The sequence below is a fragment of the Alteromonas confluentis genome, from assembly GCF_001757105.1.
Classification (GTDB): domain Bacteria; phylum Pseudomonadota; class Gammaproteobacteria; order Enterobacterales; family Alteromonadaceae; genus Alteromonas; species Alteromonas confluentis.
Genome location: NZ_MDHN01000003.1, coordinates 95,338 through 113,240, shown reverse-complemented (window position 1 = coordinate 113,240; position 17,903 = coordinate 95,338). Strand labels below are relative to the sequence as shown.

14 protein-coding genes are annotated in these 17,903 nt (G+C 46.9%); 6 read left to right on the top strand and 8 right to left on the bottom strand.

The genetic code is table 11. The features are described 5' to 3' along the window. Window positions 1-75: 75 nt before the first annotated feature. Window positions 76-627: a hypothetical protein gene (locus BFC18_RS00865; protein ID WP_070123302.1), complete on the top strand. Its 552-nt coding sequence runs from the start codon at window positions 76-78 to the stop codon at window positions 625-627. A gap of 29 nt (window positions 628-656) precedes the next feature. Here the strand turns inward: BFC18_RS00865 and ybaK are convergent, their stop codons facing one another. After that, on the bottom strand, window positions 657-1,142 hold the full coding sequence (ybaK, locus tag BFC18_RS00860; RefSeq protein WP_070123322.1) for a Cys-tRNA(Pro) deacylase: 486 nt from the start codon (window positions 1,140-1,142) through the stop codon (window positions 657-659). A 157-nt stretch (window positions 1,143-1,299) separates the two neighbouring features. Between ybaK and BFC18_RS00855 the strand changes: the two genes are divergently transcribed. Continuing rightward, window positions 1,300-2,670: an SLC13 family permease gene (locus BFC18_RS00855; RefSeq protein WP_070123301.1), complete on the top strand. Its 1,371-nt coding sequence runs from the start codon at window positions 1,300-1,302 to the stop codon at window positions 2,668-2,670. Window positions 2,671-2,688: 18 nt separating this feature from the next. Here the strand turns inward: BFC18_RS00855 and BFC18_RS00850 are convergent, their stop codons facing one another. The 3 genes from BFC18_RS00850 to BFC18_RS00840 are packed head-to-tail and all read right to left on the bottom strand — an operon-like array spanning window position 2,689 to window position 8,335. After that, window positions 2,689-4,203, bottom strand: coding sequence for a CsiV family protein (locus BFC18_RS00850; protein ID WP_070123300.1), 1,515 nt, complete (start codon window positions 4,201-4,203; stop codon window positions 2,689-2,691). Then, window positions 4,203-7,694 carry a transcription-repair coupling factor gene (mfd, locus tag BFC18_RS00845; protein ID WP_070123299.1) on the bottom strand — a complete coding sequence of 1,164 codons (3,492 nt, stop codon included), beginning with the start codon at window positions 7,692-7,694 and terminating at the stop codon, window positions 4,203-4,205. The genes BFC18_RS00850 and mfd overlap by 1 nt, the downstream gene beginning before the upstream one ends. Window positions 7,695-7,744: 50 nt before the next feature. Then, window positions 7,745-8,335, bottom strand: coding sequence for a PilZ domain-containing protein (locus tag BFC18_RS00840; RefSeq protein WP_070123298.1), 591 nt, complete (start codon window positions 8,333-8,335; stop codon window positions 7,745-7,747). 112 nt (window positions 8,336-8,447) lie between these two features. On the opposite strand from BFC18_RS00840, the gene BFC18_RS00835 reads away from it, so the two are divergent. After that, complete coding sequence (locus tag BFC18_RS00835) at window positions 8,448-9,641, top strand: lipoprotein-releasing ABC transporter permease subunit (protein ID WP_070123297.1); 1,194 nt, start codon at window positions 8,448-8,450, stop codon at window positions 9,639-9,641. A 103-nt stretch (window positions 9,642-9,744) separates the two neighbouring features. Beyond that, window positions 9,745-10,317, top strand: a complete 573-nt coding sequence (locus BFC18_RS00830) for a phosphoribosyltransferase (protein WP_070123296.1) — start codon at window positions 9,745-9,747, stop codon at window positions 10,315-10,317. A 146-nt stretch (window positions 10,318-10,463) separates the two neighbouring features. Here the strand turns inward: BFC18_RS00830 and BFC18_RS00825 are convergent, their stop codons facing one another. From BFC18_RS00825 to BFC18_RS00815, 3 genes are read right to left on the bottom strand one after another with little or no spacing between them, the layout of a single operon-like run. Then, window positions 10,464-11,108: an energy-coupling factor ABC transporter permease gene (locus tag BFC18_RS00825; RefSeq protein ID WP_070123295.1), complete on the bottom strand. Its 645-nt coding sequence runs from the start codon at window positions 11,106-11,108 to the stop codon at window positions 10,464-10,466. Between the two features lie 13 nt (window positions 11,109-11,121). Continuing rightward, on the bottom strand, window positions 11,122-11,931 hold the full coding sequence (gene xthA, locus BFC18_RS00820) for an exodeoxyribonuclease III (RefSeq protein ID WP_070123294.1): 810 nt from the start codon (window positions 11,929-11,931) through the stop codon (window positions 11,122-11,124). Between the two features lie 60 nt (window positions 11,932-11,991). Beyond that, window positions 11,992-12,588, bottom strand: a complete 597-nt coding sequence (locus BFC18_RS00815; RefSeq protein WP_070123293.1) for a heme oxygenase-like domain-containing protein — start codon at window positions 12,586-12,588, stop codon at window positions 11,992-11,994. Window positions 12,589-12,671: 83 nt separating this feature from the next. Between BFC18_RS00815 and BFC18_RS00810 the strand changes: the two genes are divergently transcribed. Further along, window positions 12,672-15,245, top strand: coding sequence for an HWE histidine kinase domain-containing protein (locus tag BFC18_RS00810; protein ID WP_070123292.1), 2,574 nt, complete (start codon window positions 12,672-12,674; stop codon window positions 15,243-15,245). A 76-nt stretch (window positions 15,246-15,321) separates the two neighbouring features. Beyond that, window positions 15,322-17,430, top strand: coding sequence for a two-component system response regulator (locus BFC18_RS00805; RefSeq protein ID WP_070123291.1), 2,109 nt, complete (start codon window positions 15,322-15,324; stop codon window positions 17,428-17,430). A 15-nt stretch (window positions 17,431-17,445) separates the two neighbouring features. On the opposite strand, the gene BFC18_RS00800 is transcribed toward BFC18_RS00805, so the two are convergent. After that, window positions 17,446-17,892 (bottom strand): hypothetical protein, encoded by a 447-nt coding sequence (locus BFC18_RS00800; protein WP_070123290.1) that lies wholly within the window; start codon window positions 17,890-17,892, stop codon window positions 17,446-17,448. Window positions 17,893-17,903 lie beyond the last annotated feature (11 nt).

The window sequence follows — 17,903 nt, the reverse complement described above, 5'->3', positions numbered from 1 at the left end:
TTTACTTTTCTTTGTAGAAGGCAAGGCGTGTAGCGCTTTGCCTTTTTCCTTGTTTATAAAACGCCTGGAGTGATAATGAAAAAAGCAGGTTTAATTATTGGCCTGGTTGCAGTTTGCGTTATCGGATACTTCATCTACCTTTCTGATACTTCTTCTGAATCTGAAACTGTGCCAGTGATTACCGTGATGGATATTCTCCATGCAACGGATTTACAAGCAGGCATAAAACAAGCCGTTATCGAAAACGATAGCGAAGCCTTGGCTACCTGGATGGAAAAAGCGGCACACGTGGGTGAGCAAGCGGGTTTAGCGGCAAACGATATGGCCTATCTGAATTCGCAACGTGCCATTGATTATGTGAAATTCAATGCCAAACGCAGCTTATTTAACGATGAATTTGAAGAGCGATATTATGCCCTTGAGGAAATCGATTCGTTGAAAGAGGCTTATCCGGAAGCGAAAGACCTATTTCCTAAAGTGGACGCACTGATAGAAAAACGAGACCAAATCATCTTACAGATTGCCGATACGTTTTCACCAGGGCAATCACCGACTGAAGCGGAGTTGGATGAAGCTCGCACCTTGTGGCAACAACGTTACCGCCAGCAAGCCGAAAACCCATCGTAACGGTTAAGAAGAGCAGGGCATGCTAGCTACTAAGACTCGCCACCATCGGTAACAGTTAAGGGGGCAAAGTGTCCGCCGGTAGCACGGCTTAAGTCTGCAGGCGTTAAGGCCACTTCAAGCCCACGCCTGCCCGCACTGACATGCATGGTTTCCAGCGCCGTCGCACTGTCATGAATGAAGGTGGGCAGTCGTTTTTTCTGACCAAGCGGACTCACGCCGCCAAGAATATATCCCGTCATTCGTTCTACATCTTGTGGTTTTGCCATTCCGGCCTTCTTTGCCCCTGCCGCCTTTGCCGCGGCTTTCATACTGAGCTTTTCCGCGACTGGTAGAATGCATACGGCCCATTGTTGCTTGTCGAGTTCTACCACTAGCGTTTTAAATACCGTTGCCGGGTTTAAGCCGAGTTTTTCTGTGGCTTCCAAGCCATAAGATGGCGCTGCAGGATCGTGCTGGTATTTCAATACAGAATGAGGCGTTTTATTCTTTTTGAGCAAGTTTATGGCGGGTGTCATTTGTCTCTTATTAGGCTGATATACGCCGTAAATCATCGGTTTCATTTTGCATAAGCGTCTGCTTTTATGTTATCACTGTCAACGATTTAACTAAATAATCACGCCTTTCAGAATTTTTCTTATGTAGTAGGCGCTTCTCGCGTCCGGATTTATATTTATGCACGTAAAGTACAAGTTTCTCAGCCTGTCGGCAGTGGCAAGCCTGATTGTGTTTTTTATTATGTTTGCCAATGGCTTTGATCAGAAGATGAGTATGACAGCCGGGCTCACCGTTCTCATTGCCATGTTATGGATGACAGAGGCCATGCCAATTCCGGTAACCTCGTTAATTCCGTTTTTTGCTTTTCCCATGGCAGGGGTGATGACCTATCAGGATGCGTCTTCATCACTGGGTAGCCATGTTATTCTTCTTTTGATGGGCGGGTTCATGCTTTCCAAGTCATTGGAAAAGTCGGGCGTGCACCGTCGCCTTGCGGTTTACATGCTTAAACTTACTGGTGCTTCAAACGCTAAACGTCTGGTGCTGGGCTTCATGTTAACCTCTGCGGTGTTGAGTATGTGGATATCGAACACCGCGACCTGTTTAATGTTGCTGCCCATTGCCCTGGCCATTATTAGCTCGGTGAGTAATCCTACATTGGCATCCGCAATTTTACTGGGTATCGCTTACGCGGCCAGTATCGGTGGCGTGGGTACGCCCATCGGCACGCCGCCCAATATTATATTCATGAGTGTGTACCAGCAAACTACCGGTACTGAACTTAGCTTTCTGGATTGGATGAAAACCGGTATTCCGGTTGTACTGCTGGCTATACCGGTTATGGCACTGTGGCTTACCCGTAATCTTGGTAAAATCCCGGAAGTGGTATTGCCACAAACTGGCGAGTGGAAACCCGCTGAAAAACGCGTGCTGGTTTCATTTTTGATTATTGCGCTGGCCTGGGTTTTCCGTCCGTTTTGGACAGAGTGGTTAAACATGCCTTTCGTAAGCGATAGCACCATTGCGATTGCTGGCGTGGTGATGATGTGTTTAATACCCGACGGCGACAAAGAAAAACCTGGTCAGATCCTCGATTGGGATACCGCAGCGCAAATCCCATGGGGGCTACTCATGGTGTACGCAGGGGGAATTTGCCTAGCGAAAGCATTTACCGTTTCGGGTTTAAGTGTGGTGTTAGGTAATGCGCTTACCGACCTCTCCGTTTTACCCATCATGCTACTCATTCTGGTGCTGTGCCTGGCTGTAAGCTTTGTCACAGAGGTCACGTCGAATACCGCCACCGCGACATTACTGATGCCAATTCTTGCCAGTGCAGCTGTTGCTTTGGATATCGACCCGATTGTACTCATGATGCCTGCAGCGATTAGTGCGAGTTGTGCGTTTATGATGCCAGTAGCAACGCCCACCAATACCATTGTTTATGGTAGTGGTCATATAGATATGAAGACGATGGTAAGGGAAGGAACCATACTGAATATTCTGGTGGCTTTTGTGGTTACAGGCGTTGTGATTGTTACTCGCCTGTAACCGCTACGGCGCTTGAACTTAGGGTCGTTGATGTCTTCGGATTTCAACGACCATGCCGAACATGGGGTGGTCGAAGTAGTGAATTTGCTTGCTGATCACCCGTCTTACCTGATGGAACGGCACGGTTTTTAACTCATACTCCAAAGATTGCCCCACGTCGGCAGTCTCTCTACGCTCTTCTTTTGCAATTGGCTGGCGATAATCCATTTCACTGTCGATGTGCAGGTACGGCACACGATTTATATATTTCAGATACACTTTCAGGTAGCCATCGAGTTGCCAGATGGCTGGGTTTTCACCCTGGCCCACAAGTGCCAGCGAAGTCGACGGATTGTCTGTCTGTGTTTGCTGCGTGGCATTTGCCGTCATCAATGCATTGAATGACACCGGCTTAGCCGTATCAAGACGGGCGTTCAATTCGCTAAAGAACGCATCCTGACGGAGTGTCGGATCATCTTGCTCACTGTCTGTAGTATCTGTCAGTGAAAAGCGGCTTTCTGGTTCGATAGCTTCGCCATTTAAGGTGAAACTTTCCGCATAGTTTTTACCTGCAATTATACGCATCGCATCTGCTTTGTTTTCACCAAATTTCACCGGTTGACGCCAGGCAACGTGAAGCAGGCGATTAATACCGCGAGTTTGACGAATTTGGCGAGAGAGCTTGGTGAGTTCCAGGCTGTCATAAGGCAGTAAATGCGCCGATGCGGCGGCCTCCCAGTCGCGTCCATCAAGAAATTCAGGCACTTCTGATGGTGCGGGCAAACTGTTATCCGGTTGCCATGTTTTCCATTTACCGTTTTCCAGACTTAACCAGTCATGCTGAGGTTCACAAAACCTGAACGCAGGTACGGAAACCGGTTTTGCATCGTTAATTCCGGAGAAGGCAACCCAGTAACTGGCAATCTCCGTGTCTGTTACTGGTATGATTTCAATCTCTAAGGGCGCATCTTCTGTCGCCATGCTGTTTTCTTGCGAGGCAAAATGGTCATTGAGCCCATCGGAGAAACGGTCTTCACTTTCGTAAACCGTTTCCTGTGAATCTGCATCCTGCGTATCGCGGATCGTTTCCTCATTCAACTGAGTAGTGGGTGGGTTCACGCCATCAACAGAATCGTTTGGACTTAGATTATTATTGTTCGCATAATCAGCCTCTGCGCCGGAAATACGGTTATCACCCGGTGCGCGTTGCGGCGGCGTCTGTGTGGCCTTCCATTGTTTATGGTCTGCTAAAATTTGCTCCACAGAAGGTTTGTCTACCCACAATGGATTGGAAGAGACACCACATGTACCCAGGGCTTGTTTTACGTAATTGATATCCGGACGCAGATAACCTTCAATCAGGTTCATGTCGGCGACGGCGGGTTCCAGCAAGTCATTTTGCGCGAACTGTTCATTTAATTCGCTGATACTGACGTTACGGTCAAAGATGATGACTTCAATATCAAACCACCAGTCATCCGCCGCGCTTGCGGGTGCCGATGCGAACAAAGCTGCACTTAGGCACGCTGCAAGAGTCGATAACCGCTTCTTCACTACCTTGTCTCCATGGCGAAGTTATTAAGTACTTTTTCAATGAGCTGCAGACGTTCTTCAGCCGTTTCGGTTTTCTTCACCAGCCTGAGTTTCTGGCTGCCTTCAAACCGGAAGGTGTCTGACTGTGTCTGTACCAACTGAATAATATATCCGGGATCTACAGGGGTATTTTCCCTGAATTCAATGGAACCGCCAACACTGGTCATGTCAATTTTTGTGATACCCAGCTGCTTTGCGATGAGTTTGAGCTCTGCAACCTTAATCAATTGCTTCGCTGGTACGGGCAGCAAACCGAAGCGATCGATGCATTCAACCTGGAATTCATCAATGGCTTCTTTAGACTGGCAACTGGCCAATTGCTTGTATAGCGACAAACGCTGGTTAACATCGGTGATATAATCATCGGGTAGCAGGGCAGGAATACGCAGCTCAATTTCAGTTTGATTTGCTGATGCATCTTCGAGGCTCGGTTCACGGCCCTCTTTCAGCGCAGCAACGGCTTGATCAAGCATATCCATATACAATGTGAAACCAATGGAGGCGATCTGCCCCGATTGGCCATCGCCAAGTAGTTCACCGGCACCACGAATTTCGAGATCGTGGGTGGCAAGGGCAAAACCAGCGCCCAGATCTTCCAGGCTGGAAATCGCTTCGAGCCGTTTGGCGGCATCTTTGGTCATACGTTTAGGGTGCGGCGTGAGCAAATACGCGTAGGCCTGATGGTGAGAACGTCCTACACGGCCACGCAACTGATGAAGCTGGGCGAGGCCAAGATGATCAGCGCGGTCCATGATGATGGTGTTCGCTGTCGGCACGTCGATACCCGTTTCAATGATTGTGGTACACACCAGCACATTGTAACGCTGGTGATAGAAATCGCTCATTACCGTTTCCAGTTCGCGCTCTCGCATCTGGCCGTGACCAATGGCAATACGGGCTTCCGGTACAATTTCTTCAATTTCTTTTGCCGTTTTCTCGATGGTATCCACTTCATTATGCAGGAAGTAAACCTGACCACCCCGTAGAATTTCCCGCATGATGGCTTCACGAATTACCGCTTTGTCACGTTGCTGAACAAAGGTTTTAATCGACAGACGGCGTGCTGGCGGTGTAGCAATAATCGACAAATCACGCATACCCGACAACGCCATGTTCAGCGTACGCGGTATGGGCGTTGCGGTGAGAGTGAGAATGTCGACATCGGCACGCAAGGCTTTAAACTTCTCTTTCTGACGTACGCCGAACCGGTGTTCTTCGTCAATAATAACCAGGCCCAAATCGTTAAACTCAATGTCGCTGCTGAGCAGTTTGTGGGTACCGACCACAATATCGACTTTGCCGTCTTTAATGCCTTCTACGACAGACTTTTGTTCTTTGCCGCTAACAAACCGGCTCATGACTTGAATATTAAATGGCCAGTTGGCGAAGCGGTCTTTGAAGTTTTCAAAATGTTGTTGGGCGAGCAGGGTAGTCGGCACCAGAATGGCAACCTGTTTCCCATGATTAGCCGCCAGGAAAGCTGCACGCATGGCCACTTCGGTCTTACCAAAGCCCACATCACCGCAGACTAAGCGATCCATGGCTTGTGGTGAGCCCATGTCCTGAATCACTGAATTGATGGCCTGCATCTGATCCGGCGTTTCTTCGAAAGGGAAGCTGTCACCAAAACTCTGATAATCTTCCCAGTTAATGTCGTAAGCGTAGCCCGGCTTCGCAGCACGTTTGGCGTAAACGTTTAAAAGCTCAGCTGCCACATCACGGACTTTCTCTGCTGCTTTTTGTTTCGCCTTACTCCATGCGTCGGAGCCCATGGCATGCAATGGCGCATGCTCTACGTCTCCGCCGGTGTAGCGAGAAATCAGGTGTAATGACGAAACTGGCACATAGAGTTTGGATTGCTTGGCGTACTCGATACAGACATATTCGGTGAGAACGCCACCTGCATCCAGTGTTTGCAAGCCAATGTAACGACCCACACCGTGATCAAAATGCACCACGGGCTGGCCCAAAGAGAGCTCTGCCAGGTTACGGATAATGGCGCTCTCATCGGTGGCCTGGCGTTTATCACGAAGACGACGCTGGCTTACCTTGTAGCCGAGTAATTCGGTTTCGGTGATTAGCAGCAGATTGCCTTCTGCCCGCTGCCACTCAAAACTGTTTTCAATTAAACCAATGCAGATCCCGATGGCAGTACTGCTATTGATGAAGTCGGAAAATTGGTTCACCGATTCGGGTTTGATTTTGGCTTTACCCAACAAGCCAAGTAGATTTTCCCGACGCCCTTGAGATTCTGCGACAAACAACACCCGGCTTCCCGCGTTCCGCGCCGTTTTCATTTTGTCTAGCAGCGCTTGTGCGGGTTGCTTTTTCTGCGGATTGAAGGCGATGTCGTTAATCGCCTCGCAGGCGAGATTGACTTTACCTGCTTTTTGTTCAATTACATCCGTATGTAGCGTCACCCGTGGCCACACTTTCACACGCTCGAAAAGTTGGTTGACCGGTAAAAAGAGGGTATCGGGTGATAACAGTGGGCGAGATAAATCATAGCGGCGCTGTTCATAGCGCTCGTTAATGTCGGTCCAGAAAAATTCACCGGCATCCATGATGTTGCCATGCATGATGAGCATGGCGTTGTTATGTAAATAATCGAATAGCGTGGCGGTTTTTTCGAAGAAGAGCGGCAGGTAATATTCCACACCGCCTGGCATAGTGCCTTTAGATACCTGACTTAATATGGTTTCCTGGGCGCTGACATTATCAAACGTGTCCAGATACTGCGCTCTGAAACGGGTAATCGCTTCTTTGTCGGTGGGAAATTCCCGGGCCGGTAGCAGTCTTATTTCTTTAACTTCATCGGAAGAGCGCTGGGTGTCGGTTTCGAAATAGCGAATAGAATCAATTTCGTCGTCGAACAGGTCAACGCGGAAGGGCCGGTTACTGCCCATGGGGAACAAATCAATAATGGAACCACGAATAGAGAATTCACTGTGGCTCATCACCTGATTCACATGCAGATATCCCGCTTGCTCTAGATTGCGGCGGAACTGGTCGCGATCCAGTGTTTCGCCTTTGTGTAACATCAGCAGGTATTTGTTCAGGTAATCGACAGGCGCTAAACGCTGCATCAGGGTGTTTACCGGAACGATGAAAATGCCTTTGGGCTCGTTGGACATGCGGTACAAGGTTTCCATACGCTGGGACACAATGTCCTGATGCGGTGAAAACATGTCGTAGGGCAGGGTTTCCCAATCGGGGAATAAGGTGGTTATCGAACGGTCATTGTCGAGAAAATAGCGTAATTCGCGCTGCAGCTTCATTGCTGAAGGCGTATCAGCCGTGATAACGACAACCGGGCCATTGTGCTGTTTATAGGCCTGACTGATCGCCAGTGCGCGGCTACTACCTTTTAACTGTCCCCATTGCTGATGATCACCGGGAGCGTCTGATTTTTTGCTTTTTGGCAGCGGAAGAGAAAAAATTGAGGCTGTCATGTTACCTATAAAACTATTTAGTGATTATTGCTTTGCCTGTGGCAAAAAAATTAGTCCTTTTTGTCCTGCGCGCGTTTGCGTAATTGCTGAGTTTGCAAATGCAGGCTGGCCCGAACCAGTAATTCCTGGTCTTGCTCGCGAATACTGCTAAAAATAAAGGAGATATGGTAACCATCTTCCTGCGCCTCGCAAGCGATAACTTCGCCAAAACAATAGATAGCGGCGGCTTCCTGATTAAGAAAGACTTTTAGCTCTGCGTGAGTGCCGGGCGTAAAGGGTTCAGACGATTGCACCACAATGCCACCACCACCGAAGCGGGTGGTGGTGTAGCGACATTTTTCATCATCTTGTTGCTGAAGAATGTAAGACATCATCAAATCTATTTTTCGCGCTTGATGATTAAGGTATTCGGTAAGCGCTGCAGCATGGTCACCAAGATTACGTAACGGGCGTAGCGCTTGCGCTTCGATAGCGGCCATTTCACCGGCAATACGAAAGGCGTAAGGCATACAGGAATCTAAATCTGCAGTTGCAGGCACGGCCTTATCAGCCACTAGCTGCACATTCACCGGAATGTCATGGGCAATCATGAAGTATTCGTCGAATTGTGCTTTCTTCTCTGCCAGGGTTTCGTTGCTCATGTATTTCCCATTACATCAATCTTGTACGTGCTAAAGCTTACACGTAGACTAGCCACTTTACTAATGTGACATGCCCCGTCAGGGATTTTTTTCACCGAATCGCCGAGTTTACATGTTTCAACCCGTCTCCGCCTTTCTGGCTCTTCGATATTCTACTGCGAATAAGCAAAATAGTTTTGTTTCATTCATTAACTTTTTTTCCGTTGCCGGTATTGCACTGGGTCTGATGGCACTGATCATTGTGCTGTCTGTCATGAATGGGTTTGAGCAACAATTAAAACAGCGAATATTAGGTTTGGTGCCCCATGTGGTTGTGCATGAGGCTCCTCAAAATATGCCTGCGTTGTCGAATGCAGTAAAACAGACAATGCCGTTTACCGAGACCGAGGGTGTGATTCAAGCGCGCAACGGATTACGCGGAGTGCAGATCCAAGGGGTTGTGCCGAAGCAAATGGCCGAGTCTATTGTGGCTCAGAACATGCTCTCAGGCAGTATGAATGCACTTGAGAGCGGTGCTTTCAGGGTAATCATTGGTCGTGCTTTGGCGGTGCAATTAGATATTCGCCCCGGTGACAAAATGCGTTTAATGGTAGCCGGGGCAAGTGTATATACGCCACTAGGTCGAATGCCCAGCCAACGCATTGTGGAGGTGGCTGGTATTTATGGCGTTGGTTCGCAAATGGACGATAAGATTATTTTTATGTCATTGCGCGATTTAATGCGTTTGTTGAGAAAGCCTGAAAACGCCGACACCGATACCCGTCTTTTTCTTAACGATGCCTTCCAGTACCAGGTTGTATTAAATGAATTGAATGCGCTGGAATTGAACTCAGACAACTGGCGTGAACGTCAGGGGCCGTTGTTTGATGCGGTGAAAATGGAAAAGAACATGATGTTCATGATGCTGCTACTGATCATTGCGGTAGCCGCTTTTAACATTGTTTCTGCTTTGGTTATGGTGGTTACAGAGAAGCAAGGTGATATCGCCATTTTACAAACTCAGGGTATGGAACCTGGCCAGATACGCAGTGTATTTCTACTGAATGGCCTGTTTAATGGCGTGAAGGGTGCGATAATCGGCCTGATTCTGGGTATACTAGTAACTTACCAACTTAATAACATTCTGGCGTTGCTGAATATTCAATTGGCGCTTTCTGCCGACGGGCAGGGAATACCTGTCGATCTCCGTTGGCATCAGGTTGTTTGGGTGACGTTGTTCTCGATGGCTTTGTGTTTGCTCGCCAGCGTTTATCCCGCAGTACGTGCGATGAGAGTACAACCTGCCAATGCGTTACAGAATGAGTGATGTAAGTTATTTGCTAGCTTGACCAAATGGTTAATTTTACGTGCAAACAATGCGGAATTTCACTATACTGCCCGCCCTCTGAAAAACAGGCCGGATTACCAATATGAACAAAAATTTTATTACGTCCCAATCACTGCTCGAAGATTCATTCCGTCTGGCCTCCATGGTTTATGAAGACGGCTTTCGCCCTGACTTTATCATTGGGATCTGGCGAGGTGGTGCGCCAATCGGTATCGCTGTTCAGGAATTCTTTGAATTCAAAAATGCCCCAACTGATCACATCGCTGTGCGTACGTCTTCTTATTACGGCATCAATAAACAGTCTAAAGAAATTCGTGTTCATGGTTTGCATTATCTGGTGGAAAACGCCAATGCAGACGACAAATTGCTGATTGTTGATGACGTATTTGACTCAGGTCGTTCTGTTGATGCGCTTATCAAACAAGTACGCAAACTTATGCGTCTTAATTTACCGAAGGACATTCGTATTGCATGCCCGTGGTACAAGCCGCAAAACAACAAAACCGAAATCGTACCTGACTACTTTGTAAATCAGAGTGAAGAGTGGCTGGTATTCCCGCACGAAATCGCGGGCCTGAGTGAAGAAGAAGTGCGCGAAGGCAAAAAAGAATTGTCTGGCGTTATGGACATCTTATACGGAAAAGGCGGCAAGTAATCGCCTTTCACCTGCTGGCTGACAAATAAATCCATCTGCAGGTCTGATTGTCAGCAGCCATTATTACGGGCCTTTCTGGCCCGTAAGCTTTTCTTGCTGCCTAAAGCTGTCACTGTGTCATCTGCCCCTCTGCAGGTGAGAAAGCGCTATTTCCCGTCTATGTAGAATTTGTCATGAAAGGTATAAACGAGATTGGGTTTATACACCGTGAGTAACGTCATGGTCATGCCGTTTAATAATCCTTCAGGGAATAGCAAAAGCGGAATGATAAGTAAGTAGTTATCTCGTACTGTAGGCCAGTCATAAAACCCTTCCCACAGATAATATCCACCCATCATCGCCATTTTAAGCGCAATCACCATTGCGCCGGGGAAAAATGCGCAGGCGAAAACATAAATAAACAGGTTTCTCGGAATTTTATGAAATGCCAGCATGAAAATGAGATAACTGACACTCACAGGCATCAACACGCCGATTAGGCCATTCACGCCCAGCATATGCCAGCTTTCGCTTCCACTAAATGTCACGCCGACCAGCGCAATAAGACCGGCTAAAACAGCCCAGCGAAACCCAAGAGTAAGGGTGAGGGCGGTGAGCCATAAGAAATGGACATTCAGGCCTTCAAAAATACCAGCCCTGAATATCCACATGAAAAACAACAGTGCAGTAAAACCAAACAGCAAATGTTGCTGCCGTTTGTTCGCAAGCAACCCAGACCAGGACACGCTGACGGCGATATAACCACTGATAACAAGTAATGTTAATGTCGCAAGCGTCTGTAGGGTTGTCACTCATTACCTCATGTTATATGTCGTACACCGCCCATATCGGCGCGTGGTCAGATGGTTTTTCGATGCCACGCAGTTCGTAGTCAATGCCGGTTTCAGTTAACGTACTGTGTACCGTTGCCGTACCGAGGATGTGGTCTATGCGCAATCCTCGGTTATCGTTAAAGCCCTTCGAGCGATAATCAAACCAGCTAAACTGGTCGTCAGTATCCGGATGCTGAGCGCGGAAACTGTCAGTAAGACCCCAATCGTAAAGCTTTTGGATCCACTCACGTTCTTCCGGTAAGAACGAACACTTACCGGTTCTCAGCCAGCGTTTTCTGTTGTCCTCACCAATACCGATGTCGATGTCGGCAGGTGAAATGTTTAAATCGCCCATGATAATAATGTTATCGTCTGCGGTAACATCAGCATCCAGGTAACCCATTAAATCGGCATAAAACTTACGCTTTGCTGGATATTTAGTTTCGTGTTTCTCGTTCTCCCCTTGGGGGAAGTACCCGTTTAAAATACGCACCGGCTTACCGTCTTTCCCGGTTAGCGTTACCATGATCATGCGACGCTGGGCATCTTCATCATCAGACGGAAAACCGTACTGCACATCTGTGGGCGCGTTTTTTGTCAGCATTGCCACGCCGTAGTGACTTTTCTGCCCATGGAAAAAAACGTGATAACCCAGGGCTTCTACATCGGCCACCGGAAATTGCTCGTTATGCACTTTTATTTCTTGCAGACCAATGACATCTGGCTGATGCTTTTCGATGAGTGCTGCAAGCTGGTGTAGGCGAGCACGGATCCCGTTAATATTGAACGATACTACTTTCATTGAAACTCTACTTGTTAATTTATTTTAATTCATTCTGACTGGCAAAAATGCCACTACAGATCAATTAGAAGGTGAATTGTCGGCTTGATAGCATGACGCAGCCTGAATAATGCCTTCAAATACCTTTACTGCTTCTGCAGCGCACACCGCTACATCAACATTCGTCTCTCGGGCATATTCGAGCGTTGAGGCTTTATAAGCTTCCCATTGCGAACCCGCTCCCGCCATACTGAGATAATAATTCACGGGTAATTCCGGATGATGTTTCTGCAACCATTTACTGATAATGCTGCCACCCATCGACGAACCCATCCATACATAGCTAAAAGCAATGGCTGTCTCTGCAGGGGCATTTTTGTTGTCTATACTAAAAACAGGCAGCTCATCACTATTCGAAGGCAAGATGGCTATATCAGTGTTTAAAGCACTAAGAACATGCTCGTCGTCGATAAGTTTCGTGATCTGCGCTGGTAGCAGCGCAATAGGTTGAACCGCAGCAAGGTGAAACGCTTTTAGCACATGCAGTGACCGGGCATAGGCTTGCGCATTAAAGCTCGTTGAGCGCATGTGCTGGTTAAACGGATAGGTTGCTTCCAGATTTCGATGCGCCTGTCCGGTTTGCTGCCGGAGTGTTTGAAAAAGATTGTCTATATTCATCAATGACTTGATCTAAAGTTCTGATTAACTTGTAATGGTAACTAACGTGTAAGTCAGACAAAAAGTTCGGCAAACGAGCAGACATGAACAACTCTACCTACCTAAATGAAGATGTCGATCTGACAAACTGTGACAGAGAGCCTATCCATCTCCTCGGTAATATTCAATCTTTCGGTTGTTTTATTGCTATGCGAGCCGACTGGCTGGTGGCATTTTGTTCAGAAAACGTCGAAGCGTACCTGGGAAAAAGTGTAGACGAGGTTATTGGTGAGCCACTGAAAACCTGGTTCGACCGTACCACCGTACATCATATTCGCTCAGCATTACAATCTGCCATGATCACCGGAAGAAACGAGCGTCTGTTCGATGAAAAAGTGATTTCGACTGGCATGCCTGTGGATATTTCCGTTCACCACAACGGTCAGTACATAATTGTTGAATTTGAAGAAATAAAAGCAGAACGGGCGAAAGATGAACAGTTCGTACGTTCACTGCTTACCCAATTCTACAGAGCAAAAGACAGTAACGATTTAATTGAACAGGTTACCCAGCAGCTGCAGTTAATTACCGGGTACGACCGGGTAATGATGTATCGTTTCCTTCCTGATGGTTCTGGTGAAGTGGTGGCTGAGAGTAAAAACTTTCAGTTGGAACCCTTTGTTGGCTTGCGTTATCCAGCCTCGGATATACCTAAACAGGCCAGGGCACTTTACGTGAAAAACCTTTTGCGGGTTATTGCCGATGTGGATGACGAAGTCGTACCCATATTGCCAAAGGTGCCGTCATTAGATAGGCAAATTGATTTGTCATTTTCTACTTTACGGGCCGTCTCGCCGATTCACATTGAGTATTTAAAAAATATGGGCGTTCAGGCATCCATGTCAGTTTCAATTATTGTGAAAGGAAAGCTGTGGGGCTTATTTGCGTGTCACCATTACAAACCCAAAGTGCCCAGCTATTTTCAGCGAACTGAACTGGAATTATTCGCCGAGGTGTTTGCGTTGGAGCTTTCATCAAAGTTAATGGCTGAAAACGAGCTTGAGCGCGATCGTGTTCGTCATGTCCATAATCGCATTATGTCTACCATGTCCACATCGGAGTCGCTGGTAGACAGCGTTGCCGCGCAATTCAGGGTTATTAGAGACTTGGTTAGCTGCCACGGTATAGCAGTAATTGTAGATGGCGAAGTACGCAGTGAAGGACTTTGCCTTAACGCTGATATGCTGAAAAAATTATCTCGCAGTCTCAATGCACTGGCGCCGAGCGAAGTTGCAGCAATCGATACCCTTGCGGTTTTTTTACCCGGTTATGTCACCGAAGATCATAACGTGGCTGGCGTGCTGGCCGTGCCGGTTTCGAAAAGCCCCAGGGACTATTTATTATTCTTCCGCGAACCGCAAACGCGCACGGTAAATTGGGCCGGAAATCCAGAAAAGCCGGTTTCTTTGGGGCCAAACGGAAGTCGATTATTACCTCGTACCAGCTTTGAAATCTGGCAGCAAACCCACACTGACAGTTGCGCACAATGGCAGGAACAAGTGATTACCGATGCTGAATCGCTTAGGGTGACATTGCTGGAAGTCATGATTCGTCATGTACAGGAGCGAGAAGCCATCCGTCAGCAGGCATCACAAAAGCACGAAATCCTTATTTCAGAATTGAATCACCGGGTTCGTAATATTTTAAATCTGGTTAACGCGATAGTGGTTCAAACGGAGCAAAGCGGCCGTTCGCTAGGTGATTTTGTTGAAGTACTTACCGGTCGTCTTGTGGCACTGGCGTCAGCGCACGACCAACTCACGGCATCTGAATGGTCTGAAGTTTCCTTTCGCAAGTTATTGGAAACAGAAATTCAAGCTTATATTAATCTGGATAATAACATTGAGCTTGATGGTGAAGATGTACTGATATCTCCTTATGCTGCGACACCCTTGGTGTTGGTGATTCACGAGATGTTTACCAATGCCGCTAAATATGGCGCGCTGTCAGCTTCTGGCGAAAAAGGCTGTGTCCGAATTAGCTGGTCACTCAATCGGGGGCCTGATTTGGTGATCACATGGTGCGAAAGCGGTGGACCGCCAGTGTCGCCTCCCGCCCATGAAAGCTTTGGCATGACAATGATTCGAAGTGTTATCCCTCATGAGCTTGAGGGCGATGTGGACATCAATTTTCATCCTGCCGGTGTGTCAGCAACGCTGATGATCCCCAACCGATATTTGGTCGTTAATACTCAATCTGTTGATGAGCAATTAAATAATCAGCCTAGCGAAGATAATCAAACCTTGAGCTCACTACCAGAATCCGCATTGGTGGTAGAAGACAGCCTGGTGATTGCACTGGATATGCAGAAAAAGCTGAAAAGTATTGGCATACCCAATGTGTGTGTTTCTGGTAGCACCGATGCGGCGAGAAGGATAGTCGCGGGGCGGCAAATCGGTTTAGCCGTTATGGATATTCACCTTGGTAAAGAGACAAGTTTTGAACTCATCAGGGAGTTATTACAGCAGCATGTGCCGTTAATGATAGTAAGCGGCTATGGTGAAGATATCGTTATTCCTGATGATTTGGTTTCTGTGCCGGTACTCACTAAACCGATAGCCGATCAGGACCTGAAGTTTACATTGGCCCAGTTGTTGAATGATCAAATAGATAACTGATCATAGTTTTAATGGAATTAAAAAGAGTAGGGAATGGCGAAGTGGTAACTGAAATGAGGCACCGACAGGAAACATTATGAGTTTAATTGAGAATAAGCGCGTTCTTGTCGTCGAAGATACCACCATTGCTGCGACTTACCTGGCTAGAGAGCTAACCACCCTTGGGGCACAAGTGGTTGGTCTGGCGCGTTCTGAAGAACAAGCGATAGCCATGACAGATGAATTCAGCCCTGAACTTATCCTCATGGATATCCATCTCGCTGATGGTGGCAATGGTATTGAAGCTGTCAGGCAAATAAACCAAAAACACACCTTGCCCATTGTATACACAACGTCTTTTTCTGACGACACCACTTTAGAGCAGGCGTTAGAAACGTCGCCTTATGGCTACATTGTTAAACCTTTTGATACAAAAACCATAAAGGTAAGCTGCGAAACGGCATTAAAACGTTTTGAAATCGAACAGAAACTAAGTCACGTTAACGACGTAGGGGTTATGCTTAATAACCAGTTTGATGGCTCTGATAGAAAAGGTGACAGGGGGCGTGTTGAGAAGCGCCATCATCTTTCGAGCATCATACTCGATCAACTTTCTGAAGGTGTCGCGATTGTCGATAAGCATTTTCGGATAAATGATGCCAACCGCTCTCTCGGCAAGTTGTTTTGTCAGGAGCCTGCGCAGTTGTTGGGTAAACTGATCACGGATTTCGGCGTGCTGCCAAGTCACTTCGAAGCTTGTCTTAAAATGTCGGAGCAGAATAAAGTTTATCGACACAAAATTGCGCTTCGAAACCAGGACAATGATTTGTTTCCTGCATTTATCACCATGTCTTGTTTGCAGCGCGACAGTGAAGAACAGCAATTTGTGCTCACCGTTTCTGATATCACTGACTTGGCCAGGGCAGAAAAAAAATTAGAAGCGCTCGCATTTCGTGACCCGCTTACCAATGTGGGTAATCGAAATTATATGAAATTGCTGCTCGAAGAAGCGCATTTCGCAGATTTCATTCAATCCCTTGTCTTCATCGATCTCGACGGTTTTAAGCAGATAAACGACCGTTACGGTCACGAAATTGGTGACGCTTTACTTATCGCGTGTGCCAAACGCCTAAAATCAGAATTACGTGAAACAGATTCACTTATCCGACACGGCGGTGATGAGTTTGTCATTTTGATACAGGAAAGCAGCGATGTGCATCAGCTCACGGAAAGAATTCTGGAGAGTCTGAGTAAGCCGTATATTTGTCAGGGTATTACGCTAACTGTCACAGCCAGTATCGGCATCGCTGATCTTAACGATAACGATACGCCGGAAGAATTACTTAAGCGTGCCGATATTGCCATGTACGAAGCCAAAAAACAGGGTAAAAATCAAACCGTAAAATATTCTGAAAGTCAGGAAACGGCCATTGAATATCGCTTACTCATAGAACAGCGCTTGTTCCGAGCCATTAAGAACCATGAGTTTTTTGCGCTGTTCCAGCCCTTGGTGGATGCAAAAGGGGAAATTGTCGCGCTGGAAGCGCTCTGTCGCTGGCATGGAAAGGACGTGAAAGACGTAGCACCAAAAACCTTTATCTCCGTGGCAGAAGAAACCGGGTTAATTACCCCGCTTGGTTTAAAAATGCTTCGCGAGGTGTGCATCGCGTGTAGTCTGCTAGAAGCCAATAATCTTGCTCACATTAAAATTCACATCAATGTGTCACCGTCGCAATTAAGCTCGCCCTCATTGATTGAACAGTTTGTCACATTTTTTGAAGACTATAATATTGAGCCTTCATGTATCGTTATTGAGATTTCTGAACGTTCCATTGTTTCATCTACAACCATTAGGCTAATAAACACATTGCGACAATATGGATTTGCTGTGGCGCTCGACGATTTTGGTCACGGTTTGGTGGCGCTGTCAGAATTGACGGATAACGAGGCCACCATGATCAAGTTCGACAATTCCTGGTTGGTGAAATCCGAGAATCCGCAAATGCAGGTATTGGTTGAATCTTTGGTGACGATGAACAAAAAGCTCGGCAAACAAGTTGTGTTTGAGGGTATCGAGACATTTGAGCATGATGTGTTTGCAAGAAAAATGGGAGCCGATTTACTGCAAGGGTACTTTCACGACCGCCCAAGAGCGCTGACTGAGATCATCAAACGGATATCACCAGACCATAAGCAGCACGCCTAGTAAGTGTGCAGCTGCTTAGCCAATAAACTGCTGCCTAATATCCGTTGGATTGCTCGTGTCTGTTTTTATTTGCGGTAAATTAAACACTTCAGGGCAAGGCATACTTTGCAGTGTGGTTATCACTGCTTGCGGTTGTTCTGTGGCAATTCTGAAAACACATCGATTAATGTCTAAATCAAGCAAATAGACTTTGCTCTGTAAGTGATTTATTTTTTCGTTTAGTTCGTGAAGCAGCGCTATTGCATAGTCGATAAGCCTAAGAACATGAATATCGATTTCCTCTCCCTCGCTTCTGTAAATACACCAGGGCAAAACGAGTTCCACCGATTTGTTCCCTATGGATTTTACTGCCAATGCATCCAATAATAAGGCAAACGACCGGTAATTATAGGAAACGCGATACAGTGTTTCGTAACCATCCGGAAATGAGCGACTTATCGGCGTATTAGCGGTAAATTCCATCCGGATAATTC

What these genes read in the sequence shown, in the direction of transcription:
- BFC18_RS00865 (WP_070123302.1), top strand. Translation starts at nt 76, where the DNA reads ATGAAAAAAGCAGGTTTAATTATTGGCCTGGTTGCAGTTTGCGTTATC.
- ybaK (WP_070123322.1), bottom strand. Translation starts at nt 1,142, where the DNA reads ATGACACCCGCCATAAACTTGCTCAAAAAGAATAAAACGCCTCATTCT.
- BFC18_RS00855 (WP_070123301.1), top strand. Translation starts at nt 1,300, where the DNA reads ATGCACGTAAAGTACAAGTTTCTCAGCCTGTCGGCAGTGGCAAGCCTG.
- mfd (WP_070123299.1), bottom strand. Translation starts at nt 7,694, where the DNA reads ATGACAGCCTCAATTTTTTCTCTTCCGCTGCCAAAAAGCAAAAAATCA.
- BFC18_RS00840 (WP_070123298.1), bottom strand. Translation starts at nt 8,335, where the DNA reads ATGAGCAACGAAACCCTGGCAGAGAAGAAAGCACAATTCGACGAATAC.
- BFC18_RS00835 (WP_070123297.1), top strand. Translation starts at nt 8,448, where the DNA reads ATGTTTCAACCCGTCTCCGCCTTTCTGGCTCTTCGATATTCTACTGCG.
- BFC18_RS00830 (WP_070123296.1), top strand. Translation starts at nt 9,745, where the DNA reads ATGAACAAAAATTTTATTACGTCCCAATCACTGCTCGAAGATTCATTC.
- xthA (WP_070123294.1), bottom strand. Translation starts at nt 11,931, where the DNA reads ATGAAAGTAGTATCGTTCAATATTAACGGGATCCGTGCTCGCCTACAC.
- BFC18_RS00815 (WP_070123293.1), bottom strand. Translation starts at nt 12,588, where the DNA reads ATGAATATAGACAATCTTTTTCAAACACTCCGGCAGCAAACCGGACAG.
- BFC18_RS00810 (WP_070123292.1), top strand. Translation starts at nt 12,672, where the DNA reads ATGAACAACTCTACCTACCTAAATGAAGATGTCGATCTGACAAACTGT.
- BFC18_RS00805 (WP_070123291.1), top strand. Translation starts at nt 15,322, where the DNA reads ATGAGTTTAATTGAGAATAAGCGCGTTCTTGTCGTCGAAGATACCACC.
- BFC18_RS00800 (WP_070123290.1), bottom strand. Translation starts at nt 17,892, where the DNA reads ATGGAATTTACCGCTAATACGCCGATAAGTCGCTCATTTCCGGATGGT.